Genomic DNA, 18,130 nt, shown 5'->3' with positions numbered 1-18,130 from the left:
AATTCAGGATGTATGGTGGCATCCTGAATCAGCTCATTTGTAGAGAGCGTGCTTGAATTTGATCGTCGATAAATTTCATCGACAATGAATTGAATTGCTCGGGTTGGTCCACATTCACGACGTGACCAGAGTCTGCAACGATTTCAACATTGGCAGTCGGTTGGTGTTTTGCGGTCCGTTCCACAGCTTCGAGGAACATATAATCTTCATCGCCCATGATATATAAAATCGGGACGTTCGTTTGAATCGAAGTGATTTGATTTAATAATGGATTGATGTTCTCAGTCATCTTAAACCAGCGTATAAATTCGCGTTGACACAAGTTCGCAGCGTCTCGTACAAACATCATCCGTGATTTTTTATGCCGTTTTTTCGGCAGTAAGATCCATGCGAACAATTTGTATAACCACATATAGGGAACGAAATTTTGAACGAGGCTACCGAGTCGAATGAGAAGCGTCGAACGAACGTTGAACTTGACGATGGCACCTCCAAGGACGACCGACGCGATCCGATCCGGATAATGTTCAAACATCGCTTGAATCACAATCGTACCTAAAGAGAGTCCGACCATATGACCTTTTTCGATGCCTAAGTGGTCCATGACCTCGATGACATCTTTCGCGACGACATCGAACGTATAGGCGTTCAATGGTTGTTTGAGCGATTGTTCAGCATCGTATGAACCACCATGTCCACGTAAATCGACGAGCAACACATTATATTTCTTACGGAATGGGCGAAGTTGACGATACCAATGCGACAAACTTCCACCGGCTCCGTGAATGAAGACGACCCAAGGATGGTCATCGCTGATCGTGTAGGTTTTATAATGCAACATGAACGCTATCCTCCAAAAATTTTAAGTTCATTTAACCATAAAATGAGTATATCATATTTGAAATCGAACCTCTACAGACGACGTTCGTTTAAGTTTATTGCTTTTTTTGTGTTGGCAAAATGGACTTTAGCAATCTTTTGTAAATAATCTTGTCCATGACGTCGGATGATTTGAGCGGCCACTTGGTCGACTTTTGCCCCTGCCCCTTTCGGAAGGGTCAATCCTGCTTGTTTACTTAGTTTGTCCATCTCTTTTAAGAAAAAGGCGCGGGCTAAGATGGAAGCGGCGGCGACTGCGACGTGTAGTCCTTCCGCTTTTGTTGAAAAGTAGACGTCATCACGGACGACATCGCGCTCTGCCCGTAGATGTTGATAGTAGACCGACTTTTCGGCAAACTGATCGATCAGGATGGCGTCAGGTTTCTGTTCAAGTTTTTCAAGCAAGGCATGAAGTGCAGCGTTATGTGCGATGGCGGTCATTTTGCCTTGTGTCATCGTGCGTTGCATCTTATTATACGTCGGGTTGTGTAGTGTCGCCTTTTGATATGGAATGGCTGCGTGTAAATCTCTAGCGATTCGAATGATTTCAGGATCAGATAGCTGTTTTGAGTCTTTGACACCGAGCTCTTTGACGAGTGCGATCTGGTCGCGTGATACAAAAGCGGACACGACGACGAGTGGTCCGAAATAATCCCCTTTTCCGACTTCATCGCTCCCGACGACAGACCAATTCGAAAAGCCTTCAGGTAATGTCGTCTTCGGTGGAGACGCTTGTTTTTTCTTGGCAGGGGTTCCCCATTTCACTGCCTCGGAATCTGCATCTTTACCTTGGAACATCACTTTACCCGATTGATAAATCGTGACGACAAATCCAGGGGTTTTTGCACTGAAAGTCGCGTAAGGAGGCGGGGTGACTGCATACTTGTGATACATGGTTTTTAGTTTTTCTTGATCAGCAGTTGATAGCTTGATGACTTGGTTGCCCAAAATGAGCACTTCCTTTCTGTCTGGCAAATTCATTTTACATTTTTTTATGATTTTTTGAAACCGATGATGAGGTTTTATCGTATATGAAAGTGATTAGAGTAAAGTGAGGTGAGATGGACGTGTGGTGGCGCGATGACACGAATCAAGATGAGGTAGAGGAATTGTACAAGCACATTCTCGAACTCGAAGCGAGAATTGCCAAGTTAGTGGCTCATCAAGTGAGAGTGCGTCGGCTGCTGATGCAAGATTCTTCTGAGGACGTGACGGATCAAGTGGTTCAGGTTCAAAAAGAAGTTGAATATTTTTTAAACAGGATGCGACTCGAACGTCAAGAACTCGTCGATGTATATAATCGACGGCGCATTGAACAATCGATTGGTCGAGTTCGGGAAGCGAACGATCTATCCACGTCGTCCCTATCCGAATGGGATAAGATTGAGGATCAGCTCGCCCTTGAAGTCGAGCAACTTCGACGTATGTTATTTATGGAACAGCAACGTCGACATGAGGAGGGGTGGTAATGGAGGCAATCGATCAACTGTACTGGTGGGTGTTGATCATCGCTGGTTTTGGAACCTTCATCTATATGATGTTCTCTGATGCATTTGACATGTTTGAAGGCTGGTTTAACCCTGCAGTTATTTTATCGTTTTTAGCACTTGGTGCTGGAATCGGACTCATTTTAAACGCATTGGCGCACGTGTCACCGGTGATTGGACTTGCTGTCGCATTGGTCGGGTCGCTCGCTTTGACAACACTTCTCTATTTGTTCGTGTTGTTACCATTATCCAATGCTGAAGAGTCAATCGGATTGACCGATGAAGCGTTGGTAGGACAAGTCGGACGGTTAACAGTACCGATCCCAGAAGGCGGATACGGTGAGGTCATGATTGAGACAGTGACCGGGTCCCTTTTGAAGACAGCTCAAAGTTTAGATGGGACATCGATTTCCACTGACCATCGCGTCATTATTATTGAAGTGAAAAGTAATATCGCCATCGTCATGACATATGACGAACCTACGATTCGAGAGGAGAAATAACTTATGAATACGGCTATTTTAGTCAGCATCATCGTCGGGGTCATCATCCTCGCACTCGTGTTTGTATTCGTTTTGAAATACCGCACGGTCGGACCTGACGAAGCGTTGATTGTAACAGGTAGTTATTTAGGCAAGAAAAATGTACATAGCGACACCTCGGGTAACCGTGTCAAAATCATTCGTGGTGGAGGAACGTTCGTCCTCCCAGTGTTCCAACAAGCAGAACCACTCAGTTTACTCTCTAGCAAGCTAGAGGTCACAACGCCTGAAGTGTATACCGAGCAAGGTGTACCGGTCATGGCGGACGGAACGGCCATCATTAAAATCGGCGGGTCCATCAGTGAAATTGCGACAGCCGCAGAACAGTTCCTCGGAAAACCGAAAGTTGAACGAGAAAACGAGGCGAAAGAAGTATTAGAGGGTCATTTGCGATCTATTCTTGGTTCGATGACGGTTGAAGAAATTTACAAAAACCGAGACAAGTTTTCTCAAGAAGTCCAACGCGTCGCCTCTCAAGACTTAGCGAAGATGGGACTTGTCATCGTCTCCTTCACAATCAAAGATGTTCGAGATAAAAATGGTTATTTAGAATCACTCGGTAAACCTCGTATCGCGCAAGTGAAGCGTGATGCCGATATCGCAACAGCGGAAGCGGATAAAGAAACGCGCATCAAACAGGCGGAAGCGATGAAAGATGCGAAAAAAGCAGAGTTAGAACGAGCATCAGAAATCGCAGAAGCAGAGAAAGAGAATCAGCTCCGGATTGCGGCATACCGTCGCGAGCAAGACGTTGCCAAAGCCCGGGCCGACCAAGCTTACGAGCTCGAGGAAGCACGTGCGAAACAAGAAGTTACAGAACAACAGATGCAAGTTCAAATCATCGAGCGTCAAAAGCAAATCGAGCTCGAAGAGAAAGAAATCATGCGTCGTGAGAAACAGTATGATTCAGAAGTGAAGAAAAAAGCCGATGCGGACCGTTACTCGATCGAACAATCGGCCGCTGCGGATAAAGCACGTCAAATCGCAAGCGCAGATGCCGAGAAATATCGCATCGAAGCACAAGCGAAAGCGGATGCGGAACGAGTTCGTTTGGCTGGTCTTGCTGAAGCCGATTCTGAACGCGCGAAAGGTGAAGCGGAAGCTGAAATCATTCGCTTGACGGGTCTCGCGGAAGCGGAAGCGAAAGAGAAAATCGCCGAGGCGTTCGCTCAATATGGGCAGGCAGCGATTCTCGATATGGTCGTCAAAATGCTTCCGGATTATGCGAAGGAAATTGCGGCACCACTTGGTAACATCGATCAAATCACGGTCGTCGACACAGGCGGTGGTCAAAACGGTGGAGCAGGGAAAGTGACGGGATATGCAACGGACCTTATGGCTTCATTGCAACAAACGTTGAAAGCCTCTTCGGGTATCGATATGAAAGACTTGCTCGAGAACTTTGCCGGTAAAGGGAACGTCGCAAAGGCGCCTGCACCGGAGCGAGAGTTAGCGGATACGACGGTCGCTGCATCAAAAGAATAATTGACACGAGCCATAGACATCGTCTATGGCTCTGATTTTTGTACATGATTGACTAGTATGAAATGACTTCAAATGCTTTTAGGACGGAAATAAAATAATACAATGTCGGCACGAACGTGATGAATAGACCGAACCATTTCGTTCGCGGTCTGAACTGTAAAACAAAACCGACCGTCCATAGTACAAACCAAAGCATGAAATACCAACGATATTGTGGGGTGTCTGTCTCTGCTATACCAGGACCACTCAACCAAAGTGACAATAAGAGAACAAATAATCCAGATATGACGTTCCAACTATGTCGAATGATCTTTTCTATCATTTCCTTCATCCTCCCTTCGGATTTGTCATCAAAGTCATTCATATGTGTATTCAACAATTAGAAAAAAATCCCTTTTGAAACATCTAACGTTCTCAGATATCCCGATATTTTATTCCCACAACTTTTAAAAATAATGATGGATAACCGTGTCTTCTCTGTCGATAAAAGAGTTGTCAGACCAATAGAGAGAGGGAGTATGGAATACATGAAGAAAAGCATAATCATCAGTACAATCACAGCTTGTTCACTGTGGTTGTCCGGTTGTCAGTCGGTCATCGATGACCCGACTGCCGCTGTTGAAGAACGTCAGACGATGGGCGTCGTCCTATCGGATGTTGGTCTCGGGGACCAATCGTTCAGTGATGCGGCGATGCGTGGCATGGGGGAGTTACGTGAGACGGGCGAATGGTTCGTCGACTATCGTGAGTTATCCGAGACAGAAACATATCAGGCAGGGTTTGAAGAGTTGGTCAAAGAGGGACATGATGTGATTGTCGGTCTCGGTTTTGCGTGTCAGGAAGATCTTGAGACGGTAGCGGCAAAACATCCGAATCAACAATTTGCCCTCATCGATGGCGTGTCAGCCTTACCGAACGTTTTAAATGTCACGTTTGAAGAAGGAGAAGGCAGTGCGCTTGCGGGTGCGGTAGCTGGTCTTGAGACAGAGACGGATAAAATCGGTTTCATCGGCGGGATGGATATTGAACTCATTCAGAAGTTCGAGGCAGGATTTGAGCGCGGAGCGAAATCCGTAAACGAGGATATCGAGATGCTCGTTGACTTCTCGAACGACTTCGCCTCACCCGAACTTGGACGCAAACTAGCGGAGAAACAAATCAAAGAGGGGGCAGACGTCCTCTACGCAGCGGCTGGACTGACAGGAGTCGGGGTATTGGAGACTGCTGAAAAGTATGGAATTAAGGCAATCGGAGTCGATAGCGATCAATCGATGATTGCACCTGATGCGGTCGTAACTTCGATGTTAAAACAAGTCGATTTGGCGATTGTTGAAATCGCAGGTCGTGTGACAAAACAGCCGTTTAATGATCATGTCATCCTTGGTATTGAAGAAGGTGGCGTCGGCTTAGCGCCGCTTCGTCGCATTCAGTGGGATGAGCAAGAGACGACTCAGTATGAATCGGTCGAACGTCAACTGAAAGAGGGGACACTAAAATGAGTTTACGTAAACGGTTTATCTTCTCAACGGTGTTCACCGTCGTCTTGATCGTTCTCATGATGAGTTATGTCTTGTCGACCTTGAACCGTCTGCAGACTTACAATGAACAGTACGGGAGTCAGATGATTGAATTGTCTCAACTTGAGACGTCACTCTTACAAGAACAGTCGCTCTGGACGTCGCTTGGCGAACAATCGAATCAATCAACACTCGTCCAACTTGAGCGAATCCGTGTATCGAATGCGAAAACGTTTGACGATCTCAAACAAACTTACTTGATTCCAGAGTTTTCGAATCATCTAGAACGTGCCACGATGAAGTATGAACAAGTGAACGAGGATGTCGAGTCTGCATTAGAAGGTGGGATTGGAGCGCGGATTCAAGCTGCCAAGCTCGAAGGGTTGTTAAATGATATCAACACACTGATTGCAAAGAACGGTTCGTTCTACGAGGCGCTTCAAGTAGAGGCGGCAAATGAGACAGAGCGTCTATTATTCATCTCAATCTTGTTGACGATTCTCGTTGTCTTAGCGCTCGGCATTTACAACTTCTTCTTCGCGCGTTCCATCACACGCCCGCTCGAACGCAACGTGAAAGTCGCAGAAGCCATCGCTTCAGGACGCCTCATCACATTGCCAGAATCAACTCGCAATGATGAAATCGGGCGACTAGAACGCGCAATGCGCGAGATGACGACATCTCTTCAAACGGTCATCGGTTCGATTCGTGTGACATCGATGAAGGTGAATGGGATGACGGAAACGGCAGCGGCTGAAAATGAAGCGGTTGTCAGCACGACGTCAAACATCACGAACGCAGTGGATGAAATGGCACATGGCGCGCAGTCCATCGCTAATGAATTGCAAGAGACGCTCAGCTCGGTCCATACGATGGCAACGTCGTTCGAGACGAGCTTGAATCAAACGAAACAGACGACAGAAGAAACGACTGAGATGACACGAGAAGTGGCAGCCGGGATTGAGACGTTGACGGATCAGGAACACATCCTTGATCGCTCGAGCGAACGAAATGAAGTCCTTGTCACGAGAATGGATCATTTTGCTAGACAGACGGCGGAGATCGAATCGATGGCGAAGCTCGTGGAAGACGTGGCGGCCCAGACGAATTTACTCGCCTTGAACGCAGCGATTGAAGCGGCTCGTGCCGGTGAAGCAGGACGTGGGTTCGCGGTCGTGGCGAGCGAGGTGAAAAAGTTGGCCGAAGAGAGCAATAAGGCAACCCGCTCGATTTTCCATGTCGTGGAGACGATTCAACAAGAAGTCGTGCGATTGACGGAAACGGTGAACGAATCAAAACGCGAACAAGAAGCACAGCTTGAAGCATTCGGTTTAACAAAGGAAGCGTTCAACCGAATCCATGAACGTACAGACCATGTTGCCTCGTTCGTCCGTACGATTGAGCAAGAGATGCGCACATCTAGTAGTGAAGTGAACAACGTGTTGCGTCGTGTCGAGGAAGTATCGGGCGTGACAGAAGAATTGGCAGCTGGAAATGAAGAAGTGGCTGCTTCGATGAAAGAACAACAAGCAAGCTTTGATCAAATCTTTACGTTGATGCAAGAACTAGAAGGACAGGCTGCGGCACTCGCTGACCAAGTCCAGCATTTCGAGGAAGAGTAATGATCCTTATGCAGAAGGACCGAAGACCATCGTTGGTTTTCGGTTTTTTTGCTATTTCGAATGTTTGGACCCCTTCTTCTGTTGTCGCAAGGAAATGAGCGATTATCTTTCAGATTGTATGAGGGTCGGGTACGTTGCAGGCAAGCAAACGACTCCGTTGAGAATGAATTAAGACCTGGAACGGGACAAGTATAGTCACGCTGGATTCGGCATACTAGATACAATAGTCGAAACAGGGGGAGAATCGTCTTGGAAAAGTGGAAGCAGGTCATCATCGGTGTTGTCGTCGTCCTGTTTTTAGGTGTTGGTTATTTATTTTATAGTAAAGAACCAGAAGAACGTGTCGTCGATGAATTCGTCGTAGAATCAGAAGAAGTAGTTCCGGATGAGACCGTAGAGCGATTAGAAATCGTCGTCTATGTCACAGGCGCGGTCGAGTCTCCGAACGTCTATACCGTGCCAGAAGGTGCTAGAGTCGGGGATGTTCTCTCGTTGGCCGTATTAACAGATGAAGCCGACCCGGAACAATTGAACTTGGCACAACTCCTCGTGGACGGTGTAAAAATCATCGTACCGAAAAAAGGAGAAGCGCCGATTGCACAAGAGGTACCTAGCACAGAGTTAGAAGCAAATGGGGTACACGTGAATAGTGCCACGAAAGACGAGTTGATGTCGGTCCCTGGTATTGGTCCTGCAAAAGCAGACGCGATTTTGAACCACCTGAAAGAGAATGGTCCCTTTAAAACATACGAGGACTTAGGTGATGTGAAAGGATTTGGGGAGAAAACATTAGAAAGTATGAAACCTTACTTATTGGTACCATGAGATGCCGTTATTTCCACTATTTGCGATAGTGATGGTGACCGGATTGACTGAAGGAATCTACCTCGTCACAATCGTTTCCGGTGTGTTATACTTCGCGTCTCGAGGCGGACAACATCTATATGCGAAACTCGGTGTCATTTTCCTCATCCTGATTGCATGGCTACATGCCGATCCGGCAGAATGGACACCGACAGACACAATCGTGTTCTCGATTGAGAGTCGTAAAGAGAACGGGAAGACGGCCCGATTATATGGGAACGTGGGGACTCATCAAGGTGTGTTGCGGGGGAGGGAGCTCTCGATTGGTAGACCTGGTGAGACGTGTCTCGTAGAAATGGAACAAGAACTGTTTCAGCCGTTACGGAACATCGGGGGATTTGACGAACAGAAATGGGCGGCTAGCGCGGACTTGTCCTTAAAAGGAAAGATCAAGCGAATCGACGAGTGCCGTCCGACAGCAGGGATGGACGGTTGGATGTTGAGGTGGAAAGAGAGACGTCTCCAACAGATTGAACAACAATATCGCGCCGATGTCGCGCTATACATAGAGGCCTTACTGTTCGGTGAGAGCCGGATGCTCGACGAACAGACTTCTTTCTCATATCGAGTGACGGGTCTCCTGCATCTTCTCGTCATCTCAGGTTCGCATATCGCCATGCTGATTGTCGCGCTTCGAGCAATGTTTCGGCCAATCCCGATTCGACGAGAGACGAAGACGGTATTGATTCTATTGACGATTACGGCGTTCGGATGGCTGACTGGTTTTTCACCACCGGTCGCACGAGCTGTCCTCGTGGCAGATGTGTTGCTCATCCTTTCTTTATTTGGTGTATCGGTAAGGGACCCGATTCGTCTCTTAAGTTGGTGCGCAGCTGCCATGCTTGCCTTTCAACCACACCTTCTCTCAAACTTAGGGTTTCAGTTAACGGTCGGGATGACGTTCTTCTTGTTGGTCACGAGACAACTGTGGACCGGGTTGTTGGAGTTGTCCGTGTTTGCCCAACTATTTGGATTATTTGTCCTTTGGCAAGTTCAACCGATTCTATCCGTCGCTGCACCCCTTTTCAATATCATCATGGCGTTTTGCATATCATGGGTGATGATGCCGCTCGCACTGATTGTTTGGGTCGTTCCAGAAGCCGCACAATTATTCATGGTGATCCTAGACGCCATTAACGGAATATTCTCCATGCACGATATGAATCGACCATGGCTACCGTTGCATGAACTGACATTTCCGCAGCAAGTCGCTTTATGGATTGGGATTTGGGGAAGTTTACTTCTTGTCCAACGGAAGCGATGGTTCGGATGGTGTATGGCCATATTGACGTGTATTCTCGTTGCCGGTTGGGCCGAATGGGCAGAGGCTCCACGGGTGACATTTTTAGATGTCGGTCAAGGCGATGCGATTGTTGTAGAGTCAGGAGAAACAATTGGTGTGATTGATGTCGGCGGCGTCTTTCAGGATCCCAAGGAGCAAAAACGGACAATATATGACCCGGGAGCGGACGTTGTGGCTCCATATATATGGAAGCGTGGGGAGCGTGCACTTGATTTTGTCCTCTTGACGCATGCGGACCATGACCACATCGGTGGCTTAGAAGGATTGTTGAAGCTCGTGCATGTAAAGGAGATTTGGTTATCGAAAGAAGTGGCGAATGCAGAGAAGCGTGAGGAGATTCTTCGGTTGGCGGTAAAATACGGGGCATCCGTTCGCTATCTCGAGGCAGGAGATCGACCGAGGTCTTGGATGTGGATTGTCACACCGACTAAAGTGCATGAAGATGAAAATGATCATTCAATTAGCCTCTATATGAACGTAGGTGACATGCGGTATTTATTGACAGGGGATTTGCCTATAGAAGAAGAAATCAACTTACCGACGGTTGATGTCGACGTGTTTAAGTTAGGGCATCATGGATCGAATACGTCGTCAGGGGAAGAACTGCTCGAGCGAATCGATCCGGAATGGGTGATTGCGAGCGTCGGAGCGAACAATCGTTATGGCCATCCACATCAGGAGACGTTAGACCGGATTGTCGGACGTCGCTTGTTGCGAACCGATTTCGATGGGATGATCATCTGTGAAAAAAGAATGTGTCGGGGGATCATCGACTAGTGCGTTAATAAATATGATACACTAAAAAACGATTGCTCCCCCGGGGCAATCGTTTGAAAACTTATAGGCTTAAGAACTTGATGATGACACCGATGAAGAAAATCGTGAAGAAAAAGCCAAATGGGACGATGAAGCCGATCGCAGAGTCGATCGCGTCATTACGTTTGCATTGAACATCATTTTCAAACGGGTTTTCACTCGGTGGGCGTACAGAGTTAATTTGCATATTAGGTCCCTCCTTATCATACTTCCTTTATAAGTATAGCGAATCATGCGAAGATAATCTATGTTTAGATGAGAATAAATTGTGAAAGTGGTGTGTGTTTTGAATGAACCGTGGTTACATAATGGTAAACTAGCGAGCGTCTATGTTCTCCATGGAACTGAAAAGTATTTATTAGAGAATTGGGAACGTGGAATCGTGAAGGCGGCCAACCCATCCGGTGATCAATTTGATGTCATGCAACTCGATCTCCAAGAGACGTCATTAGATACTGCGCTCGATGAAGCGGAAACGGTCCCTTTTTTCAGTGAATTTCGGACGGTCATCGTCAAGAATGCCCAATTTTTGACGGGAGCGAAAGAAAAGCAAAAGCATAACGTCGACCGTCTCGCCGAATATGTCGTTCAACCCGCGACTTACTCTGTCCTCGTCCTCATTGTGGAATCAGAAAAACTCGATGAACGTAAAAAAATCGTGAAACGGTTGAAAGAACGGGCCATCGTACTCGAAGCGAAAAAGCCAAGCCAAGCAGAATTGATGCGATATGTGAATGATACGCTTAGTCAGGAGCAACAAAAAATGGAACGGGCGACCATGGAGCGACTGTTGTTCTTATGTCAGGATGACTGGGGAAAATTAGTCCGAGAATTAGAAAAACTACAGTTATATGCAGGAACAGGCGCGATGATTCCGATTGAGATCGTGAATGATTTGGTGCCACGTACGCTAGAAGATAATGTGTTTCAGCTGTCCGAGCTCCTCGTCAAACGACGCGCAGATGCGGCGCTTCGGTTAGTACGTGACTTAGAGAAGCAAGGACAAGAACTGATTGGACTTCTTGGTTTGTTAGCAAGGCAATACCGAAACATGTATCTATCAAAGCAGTTGACAGAAGCGGGGTACGGAGAAAAACAAATCGCTTCAAAAATTGGTGCTCATCCATATACCGTCAAACTAGCAACACAAGCGAGTCGTAATTTTTCAGAAGCGCAGCTCGCGCAAGCGTTGACGTTGATTGCAGATGCGGATGAAGCGATGAAAACAGGTCGTGGCGATAAACAAATCGTATTCGATACACTCGTTTGCCAACTGGCCTTATTGTGAGGTGAGAATATGGGATTGAAACAAGTATCACTACAAGATGTGATTCCACTTCGACATATTGTACTCAGACCAGGTAAAGGGATTGAGACTTGTTATTTTGAAGGGGATGAGTCGTCGACGACTCGTCATTTTGCTTGGGTCGAAAGAGAGCACGTGCAATCGGTCGCGACTGTCATGTTGTCATCAAGAGAAATTGAAGGCGAGTCAGTGCCGTATCAACTTCGGGGAATGGCGACGGACCCGAATCTAGCCGGACAAGGAATTGGATCGTATTTTCTACAGGCATTACACGAAGAGTTGGATGGGTCGTGGTGGTGTAACGCCCGAGAGGTGGCAGTTCGCTTCTACGAACGGAACGGTCTCGAGCGAATTGGTGAACCGTTCGATATTCCTGGAATTGGTCCTCACTACGTCATGGTATACAAAAAAACAGCCGGCTCCGAGTAGGAGGCGGCTGTTTCGTTTGGTCTCTAATTAGAGAGCAGCGATACGAGCTGCGAGGCGTGATTTATCACGACCTGCTTTGTTTTTGTGGATAAGGCCTTTTGATGCAGCCTTGTCGAGCTTCTTCGTAGCGAGGACGAAAGCTTCTTGAGCAGCTTCTTTGTTTCCTTCGAGTACGAGAGCATCAACACGTTTTACTGCTGTACGCATTGCCGCTTTCTCTTGAGAGTTCGCAACACGACGTTTTTCAGAAGTTTTTGCACGTTTGATTGCTGATTTGATGTTTGCCATTGTTTGTCACCTCCTGAAACAAGAAAGTGTATGTTCTTATTACTTCAAGTAATCATTCAACAGAACAAGCACAATTGTAGCAAACGGTTATATGAAAAGCAACCACTTGATGATTATTCTGAAAACTATATGTGGTATTGTTGTAGTAGGTCGTACACATTACTTTAGGATTTTGATATAATGACACGGTATGCATGAGAAGGATAGGTGAACCCATATATGAATAAACAAGAATTAGAGAATCGTCAGAAGAAGATTCGTAACTTTTCGATTATCGCTCACATCGATCATGGAAAGTCGACACTCGCTGACCGGATTCTTGAGAAAACTGGTGCACTCACGGCTCGTGAGATGAAAGAGCAGACGCTTGACGCGATGGATTTAGAGCGTGAGCGTGGGATTACAATTAAATTGAACGCTGTTAAATTGAACTATACGGCAAAAGACGGAGAAGAGTATATTCTTCACTTGATTGACACGCCAGGACACGTCGACTTCACGTATGAAGTGTCGCGTTCGCTTGCGGCATGTGAAGGTGCAATTCTCGTCGTCGATGCGGCACAAGGAATTGAAGCGCAAACTCTTGCGAACGTATACTTAGCACTCGATAACGACCTCGAAATCATTCCGGTCATCAATAAAATCGACTTGCCGTCAGCGGATGTCGATCGCGTGCGTCAAGAGATTGAAGACGTCATCGGTCTCGACGCGAGCGATGCGGTCCCGACTTCTGCCAAGGCAGGGATTGGAATCGAAGAGATTCTCGAGCAAATCGTCGAACTTGTTCCACCTCCGACAGGTGATCCGTCAGAACCGTTACAAGCCTTGATCTTCGACTCGTACTATGATGCCTACCGTGGTGTCGTCGCATCGATTCGAATCGTCAACGGTTCGGTCAAAGTAGGAGATAAAGTTCAGATGATGGCTACCGGGAAGACGTTCGAAGTAACGGACCTCGGTGTATCGACACCGAAGCCTGTCTCGGTCAAAGAATTGAACGTCGGTGATGTAGGAACACTTTCTGCATCAATCAAAACAGTCGGAGATGTTCGTGTCGGGGATACGATTACACTTGCGAAAAATCCTGCCACGAGTCAGCTTCCGGGTTACCGTAAAATGAACCCGATGGTGTACTGTGGATTGTATCCGATCGATGCAGCCAACTACAACGACCTTCGTGAGGCACTCGAAAAGCTTCAACTTTCGGATGCCGCGCTCGAGTTTGAACCTGAGACGTCACAAGCACTCGGATTCGGTTTCCGTTGTGGATTCCTAGGGATGCTTCACATGGAAATCATCCAAGAACGGATTGAGCGTGAGTTCGGGATCGACTTGATCACGACGGCACCATCGGTTATCTATCACGTGACGACGACTTCAGGAGAAGTCGTCCACGTTGATAACCCATCGAAGATGCCGGAACAACAAAAAGTGGAATCGATCGAAGAACCTTACGTCAAAGCGGCCGTCATGACACCGAACGATTATGTCGGGGCCATCATGGAGCTTTGTCAGAAGAAACGTGGGACGTTCATCGATATGCAGTATATCGACACGACACGCGTCAAAATCACGTATGAAATCCCGCTGAGTGAAATCGTCTATGACTTCTTCGATCAATTGAAGTCGAGCACGAAAGGATATGCGTCTCTCGACTATGAGTTGATCGGCTATCGTCAATCTCGTCTCGTGAAGATGGACATCTTGCTCAACAACGAAGTGGTCGATGCCCTCAGCTTCATCGTTCACCGCGACTTCGCGTATGAACGCGGAAAAGTGATTGTCGAGAAGTTGAAAGCACTCATCCCGCGGATGCAGTTCGAAGTCCCTGTACAAGCTGCCGTCGGAACAAAAATCGTCGCGCGTTCGACAATCAAAGCACTTCGTAAAAACGTTTTGGCTAAATGTTATGGGGGAGACATCTCGCGTAAGCGGAAACTCCTTGAGAAACAAAAAGAAGGTAAGAAGCGCATGAAGATGGTCGGGTCTGTCGAAGTCCCGCAAGAAGCGTTCATGTCCGTTCTATCGATGGACGAAGAATAATTGGATTGAATCACCCTGATGTTCGAATCGGGGTGATTTTTTTGTTTAGGCAGGAAATGGCACTTCGCTTAAGGAAGAGTACACCCTTAGACAGACAAAAGAGGAGGAAACACCGTGTCGACGTATACATACTCTGCGGGTCCCGGCATGCTACCAAAAGAAGTGATGCAAGAGATTCAACAACATCTGCTGACATTCGAATATGAAGGGGTCTCGATCATCGAAACGAGTCATCGTTCAGAGTCATTCCAACAAGTGGTCGACTCGCTCGAGGCAAGGCTCAGAAGACTCATGCATATTCCCGAGAACTATGCCGTACTTTGGTTGCAAGGTGGGGCGACACTGCAATTTTCCATGATCCCGATGAATTTACGGAAACGAAATCGTTTCGCCTATGTCGATACAGGGATTTGGTCTAAAAAAGCGATGGAAGATGCCAGGCACTTCGGACAGGTCGACGTCATCCATTCACTCATAGATGAGGCAGGTGGGATGTCATTTGAACCGAGACTCGCTCAAGATGTCGACTATCTACATGTGACGTTAAACAATACGATTGAAGGAACCCGATTCACGACTATACCCGAAACGGATGTCCCACTCATTGCGGATGCCTCTTCGAATATTCTTGCCGAGCAGATTGACGTTGAGCGTTTCGGTGTAATTTATGCGGGGGCGCAGAAAAATATTGGACCAGCAGGACTGACGGTCGTCATTATACGTCGCGACTTGATTCAGTCGATGGAGCTACCAAGTTATCTTCATTACGGGTCTCATGTCGATACGTTATTCAATACGCCATCGACGTTCAGTATGTATGCTGCAGAACGTGTCCTCAAGTGGGTCGAAGATCAAGGGGGCGTCGAGGCGATGGAGCGACTGAATCGTGAAAAAAGCGATACGGTCTATTCGTTCCTTGAACAATCGAATGTATTTTCTTCTCTCGTGTCGGGAGAACGCCGCTCCTTGACGAACATCCCGTTCACAACGGGTGACCAAAATCGAGACAAGGACTTTCAACAATTTGCCCTTGAACGCGGATTACTCGAACTCGGCGGTCATCGTTCCGTCGGTGGTCTAAGGGCGAGTCTTTATAACGCGATGCCAAAAGAAGGTGCTGTGCGCCTTGTCGACGTCATGAGAGCATTTGAGGAGGAGAACCATGTATCACATCAAAACATTTAACCAAATCGCTGCAGCGGGTCTGAAGCGATTTGAGCCGAATGAATATATCATCAATTCATCAGATCAAGCTGACGCCTGGGTACTCAGAAGTCATAACGTGCACGATGAAGCGATCCCACCCCATCTGCTCGCCATCGCAAGAGCCGGAGCAGGTGTCAACAATCTCCCGCTCGATCAACTAGCAAAACAAGGAATCGTGGCGTTTCATACTCCTGGCGCGAATGCGAATGCGGTGAAAGAACTCGTCCTGGCCAGTATGATTCTCTCGGTCAGACCGATCGTCAAAGGTTTCAACTGGGTAAATGAACAGGCGACCGAGTCACAATCTCAGTTAGAAGAAGCGATGGAGCAACAGAAACGGCAGTTCCTCGGGGCCGAGTTACGGGGGAAGAAAGTAGGAATCATCGGGCTTGGGGCCATTGGGGCTTCACTTGCCAATGACCTTCTACAACTTGGGGTCGATGTCATCGGATATGATCCCCATCTCTCGGTCGATGCCGCTTGGAATATTTCAAAACACGTCACACGCGCCAAGCATTTGAGTGAGGTTCTAGGATCCGTTGATCTCTTGTCGATTCATATGCCGCTGACGAAAGAGACGCGCTTCAGTATCGACCGGAGTTGGTTCGAACGGATGAAGCCAGGGATGACCGTTTTGAATTTCGCGCGTGGGGAGCTCGTGAAGGATGCTGATTTAGTTGAAGCATTCCATCATCACGTCGGACTATACATCACCGACTTCCCTCGACACTCGCTCATCGGACATCCTCAAGTGATGGCGTTGCCTCATCTCGGTGCCTCGACAAAGGAATCAGAAGTCAACTGTGCCATCCAAGCCGTCGAGACACTCAAATTTTATCTGGAGACTGGTAACATCCGTTCGTCCGCCAACTTCCCAAATGCGGAACTTCCGTATACCGGCAAACGTCGCCTCGCGATTTTGCATCAAAATGTGCCGAACATGGTCGGACAAATTACGGGAGAGCTCGCCTCACATGGACTGAACATCGATAACATGATCAACCGTAGCCGAGGCGAGATGGCCTATACATTGATTGATTTAGACAACAACGAACATGAACCGTTATCAATTCACGCACTGTATGACATCAAGGGCGTCATTCGCGTCCGAGAATTTTAAGGAGGATCCTATGGTCGTATTTAAACCGTTCAGCCCATACATGCCCGTACACGCTAAAGAAGTTGCCGCAGATCCGTATGACGTCGTTTCTGTAGAAGAAGCGAAGGCGGTCATCGCTGAGCAACCGAACTCATTTTTGAAGGTAGATAAGCCAGAAGCTCTTCAAGCAAACCTCTCACTCGAAGACTGGGGAAAGCGTGCTCGTCAGGAGCTAGAACGTCTATACGAAGACGAGCTGACGGTTCGTCCGAGTGGATTTTACGTATATCGATTGACCCGGAACGAACGTCAGCAAACGGGCTTAGTCGCCACATTTTCAGTTGCGGACTATGAAGCCGGGCGAATCAAAATTCACGAACATACCCGTGAAACGAAGGAACGGGAACGGGTCGAACATGTCCAAGCGACGGGGGCGCATACCGGTCCGATTTTACTTAGCCACCCGCCACATGCGAGTCTGAAACAGATTTTAAACAGTGCGACGGAAGAAGAGACACTGTTCTCGTTTACGGATGATCGTGGCGTGTTACATGAAGGATTCATGATTCCGAGCCGAGAACTTGCGCGCGTCATGATGATTGGTGCGACGATTCCGTCTATCTATATCGCGGATGGTCATCATCGCGCAAAAGCGGCAGCGGTCGTTTCTGAGATGGGTGGGGGACATTCTCAAAAGAATGAACGAACACACTTTTTAGGTGTCCTCTTCCCGAGCGACGAGTTGACGATTTTGCCATATCATCGTCTGTTGACCACTATCGCCCCTGAAGAAGTGGAACATATGTTGGAAGGACTTTCGTTCTCGTATGAAGTGACAGAAGAAGATGAACTCGTCTTACCTGAAAGTCATGGCGTGTTCGGCGCTGCGTATCGAGGAAATTATTACAAGTTATCGAAACGAAAAGATGAAACCGATCTCGATGTCGCCGTGTTACAGCGTGATATCCTTGCTCCGTACTTCAACGTTGAAGATATTCGTACGGATGCCAGAGTCGATTTTGTTGGAGGGAACCGGTCAATCGAAGAATTGCAACAACTCGCGCAAGTACCCGACCAATTACTGTTTACGTGCCATGAAACGACGATGCCACAGTTGATGCGAGTGGCTGATGGGGGTGGGCAGATGCCACCAAAATCGACATGGTTCGAACCAAAGTTAAAGAGCGGTTTGTTTATTCATCGGTTCGATTGATGGCGCATGCTGGAAAGAACGGACGAAAAGC

18 protein-coding genes are annotated in these 18,130 nt (G+C 47.4%); 13 read left to right on the top strand and 5 right to left on the bottom strand.

Translation table 11 applies throughout. From position 1 onward, the window contains the following. Positions 1–28: 28 nt before the first annotated feature. Together KNO86_RS03935 and rnhC are read right to left on the bottom strand one after the other, a co-directional pair. The gene (locus KNO86_RS03935) at positions 29–841 is read right to left on the bottom strand and encodes an alpha/beta fold hydrolase (protein WP_214693189.1); all 813 of its coding nucleotides are present in this window, start codon (positions 839–841) and stop codon (positions 29–31) included. A 71-nt stretch (positions 842–912) separates the two neighbouring features. After that, the gene (rnhC, locus tag KNO86_RS03930; protein ID WP_214693182.1) at positions 913–1,827 is read right to left on the bottom strand and encodes a ribonuclease HIII; all 915 of its coding nucleotides are present in this window, start codon (positions 1,825–1,827) and stop codon (positions 913–915) included. 113 nt (positions 1,828–1,940) lie between these two features. On the opposite strand from rnhC, the gene KNO86_RS03925 reads away from it, so the two are divergent. From KNO86_RS03925 to KNO86_RS03915, 3 genes are read left to right on the top strand one after another with little or no spacing between them, the layout of a single operon-like run. Further along, positions 1,941–2,348, top strand: coding sequence for a hypothetical protein (locus KNO86_RS03925; protein ID WP_251126882.1), 408 nt, complete (start codon positions 1,941–1,943; stop codon positions 2,346–2,348). Further along, positions 2,348–2,869 (top strand): NfeD family protein, encoded by a 522-nt coding sequence (locus KNO86_RS03920; protein ID WP_074033399.1) that lies wholly within the window; start codon positions 2,348–2,350, stop codon positions 2,867–2,869. Before KNO86_RS03925 ends, KNO86_RS03920 begins: the two co-directional genes overlap by 1 nt. A 3-nt stretch (positions 2,870–2,872) precedes the next feature. After that, positions 2,873–4,393: a flotillin lipid rafts scaffold protein FloT gene (locus tag KNO86_RS03915; protein ID WP_214693180.1), complete on the top strand. Its 1,521-nt coding sequence runs from the start codon at positions 2,873–2,875 to the stop codon at positions 4,391–4,393. A gap of 52 nt (positions 4,394–4,445) precedes the next feature. Here the strand turns inward: KNO86_RS03915 and KNO86_RS03910 are convergent, their stop codons facing one another. Next, positions 4,446–4,715, bottom strand: coding sequence for a hypothetical protein (locus tag KNO86_RS03910; RefSeq protein WP_214693179.1), 270 nt, complete (start codon positions 4,713–4,715; stop codon positions 4,446–4,448). Positions 4,716–4,920: 205 nt separating this feature from the next. On the opposite strand from KNO86_RS03910, the gene KNO86_RS03905 reads away from it, so the two are divergent. The 4 genes from KNO86_RS03905 (at position 4,921) to KNO86_RS03890 (ending at position 10,476) form a co-directional block, all read left to right on the top strand. Beyond that, on the top strand, positions 4,921–5,892 hold the full coding sequence (locus KNO86_RS03905; RefSeq protein ID WP_214693173.1) for a BMP family lipoprotein: 972 nt from the start codon (positions 4,921–4,923) through the stop codon (positions 5,890–5,892). Beyond that, the gene (locus KNO86_RS03900) at positions 5,889–7,532 is read left to right on the top strand and encodes a methyl-accepting chemotaxis protein (RefSeq protein ID WP_214693171.1); all 1,644 of its coding nucleotides are present in this window, start codon (positions 5,889–5,891) and stop codon (positions 7,530–7,532) included. Before KNO86_RS03905 ends, KNO86_RS03900 begins: the two co-directional genes overlap by 4 nt. 249 nt (positions 7,533–7,781) lie before the next feature. After that, positions 7,782–8,357 carry a helix-hairpin-helix domain-containing protein gene (locus KNO86_RS03895; protein ID WP_214693170.1) on the top strand — a complete coding sequence of 192 codons (576 nt, stop codon included), beginning with the start codon at positions 7,782–7,784 and terminating at the stop codon, positions 8,355–8,357. Position 8,358: 1 nt separating this feature from the next. Beyond that, positions 8,359–10,476: a DNA internalization-related competence protein ComEC/Rec2 gene (locus tag KNO86_RS03890; RefSeq protein ID WP_214693168.1), complete on the top strand. Its 2,118-nt coding sequence runs from the start codon at positions 8,359–8,361 to the stop codon at positions 10,474–10,476. 61 nt (positions 10,477–10,537) lie between these two features. Here the strand turns inward: KNO86_RS03890 and KNO86_RS03885 are convergent, their stop codons facing one another. Next, on the bottom strand, positions 10,538–10,702 hold the full coding sequence (locus tag KNO86_RS03885) for a YqzM family protein (RefSeq protein ID WP_012726678.1): 165 nt from the start codon (positions 10,700–10,702) through the stop codon (positions 10,538–10,540). A 90-nt stretch (positions 10,703–10,792) separates the two neighbouring features. On the opposite strand from KNO86_RS03885, the gene holA reads away from it, so the two are divergent. Further along, complete coding sequence (gene holA, locus KNO86_RS03880) at positions 10,793–11,803, top strand: DNA polymerase III subunit delta (RefSeq protein WP_353047388.1); 1,011 nt, start codon at positions 10,793–10,795, stop codon at positions 11,801–11,803. Positions 11,804–11,812: 9 nt separating this feature from the next. Continuing rightward, positions 11,813–12,250 carry a GNAT family N-acetyltransferase gene (locus KNO86_RS03875; protein WP_214693161.1) on the top strand — a complete coding sequence of 146 codons (438 nt, stop codon included), beginning with the start codon at positions 11,813–11,815 and terminating at the stop codon, positions 12,248–12,250. A 27-nt stretch (positions 12,251–12,277) separates the two neighbouring features. Here KNO86_RS03875 and rpsT read toward each other — a convergent pair whose 3' ends face one another. Next, the gene (gene rpsT / locus KNO86_RS03870) at positions 12,278–12,538 is read right to left on the bottom strand and encodes a 30S ribosomal protein S20 (RefSeq protein WP_012726675.1); all 261 of its coding nucleotides are present in this window, start codon (positions 12,536–12,538) and stop codon (positions 12,278–12,280) included. 219 nt (positions 12,539–12,757) lie between these two features. Between rpsT and lepA the strand changes: the two genes are divergently transcribed. The 4 genes from lepA (at position 12,758) to KNO86_RS03850 (ending at position 18,099) form a co-directional block, all read left to right on the top strand. Then, positions 12,758–14,581: a translation elongation factor 4 gene (lepA, locus tag KNO86_RS03865; protein ID WP_214693159.1), complete on the top strand. Its 1,824-nt coding sequence runs from the start codon at positions 12,758–12,760 to the stop codon at positions 14,579–14,581. A gap of 114 nt (positions 14,582–14,695) precedes the next feature. Beyond that, entirely contained in the window at positions 14,696–15,766 is a 1,071-nt protein-coding gene (gene serC / locus KNO86_RS03860; protein ID WP_214693154.1) for a 3-phosphoserine/phosphohydroxythreonine transaminase, read from the top strand. Continuing rightward, positions 15,744–16,907 carry a phosphoglycerate dehydrogenase gene (locus KNO86_RS03855; protein ID WP_214693149.1) on the top strand — a complete coding sequence of 388 codons (1,164 nt, stop codon included), beginning with the start codon at positions 15,744–15,746 and terminating at the stop codon, positions 16,905–16,907. The genes serC and KNO86_RS03855 overlap by 23 nt, the downstream gene beginning before the upstream one ends. 10 nt (positions 16,908–16,917) lie before the next feature. Further along, complete coding sequence (locus KNO86_RS03850; protein ID WP_214693147.1) at positions 16,918–18,099, top strand: DUF1015 domain-containing protein; 1,182 nt, start codon at positions 16,918–16,920, stop codon at positions 18,097–18,099. Positions 18,100–18,130 lie beyond the last annotated feature (31 nt).

Origin of the sequence: Exiguobacterium sp. s160 (assembly GCF_018617575.1) — a bacterium.
In the GTDB taxonomy this organism is placed as follows: Bacteria; Bacillota; Bacilli; order Exiguobacteriales; family Exiguobacteriaceae; genus Exiguobacterium; species Exiguobacterium aestuarii_A.
The sequence above is the reverse complement of the archived record's forward strand: the minus strand, read 5'-3'. Positions and strand labels throughout refer to the sequence as shown.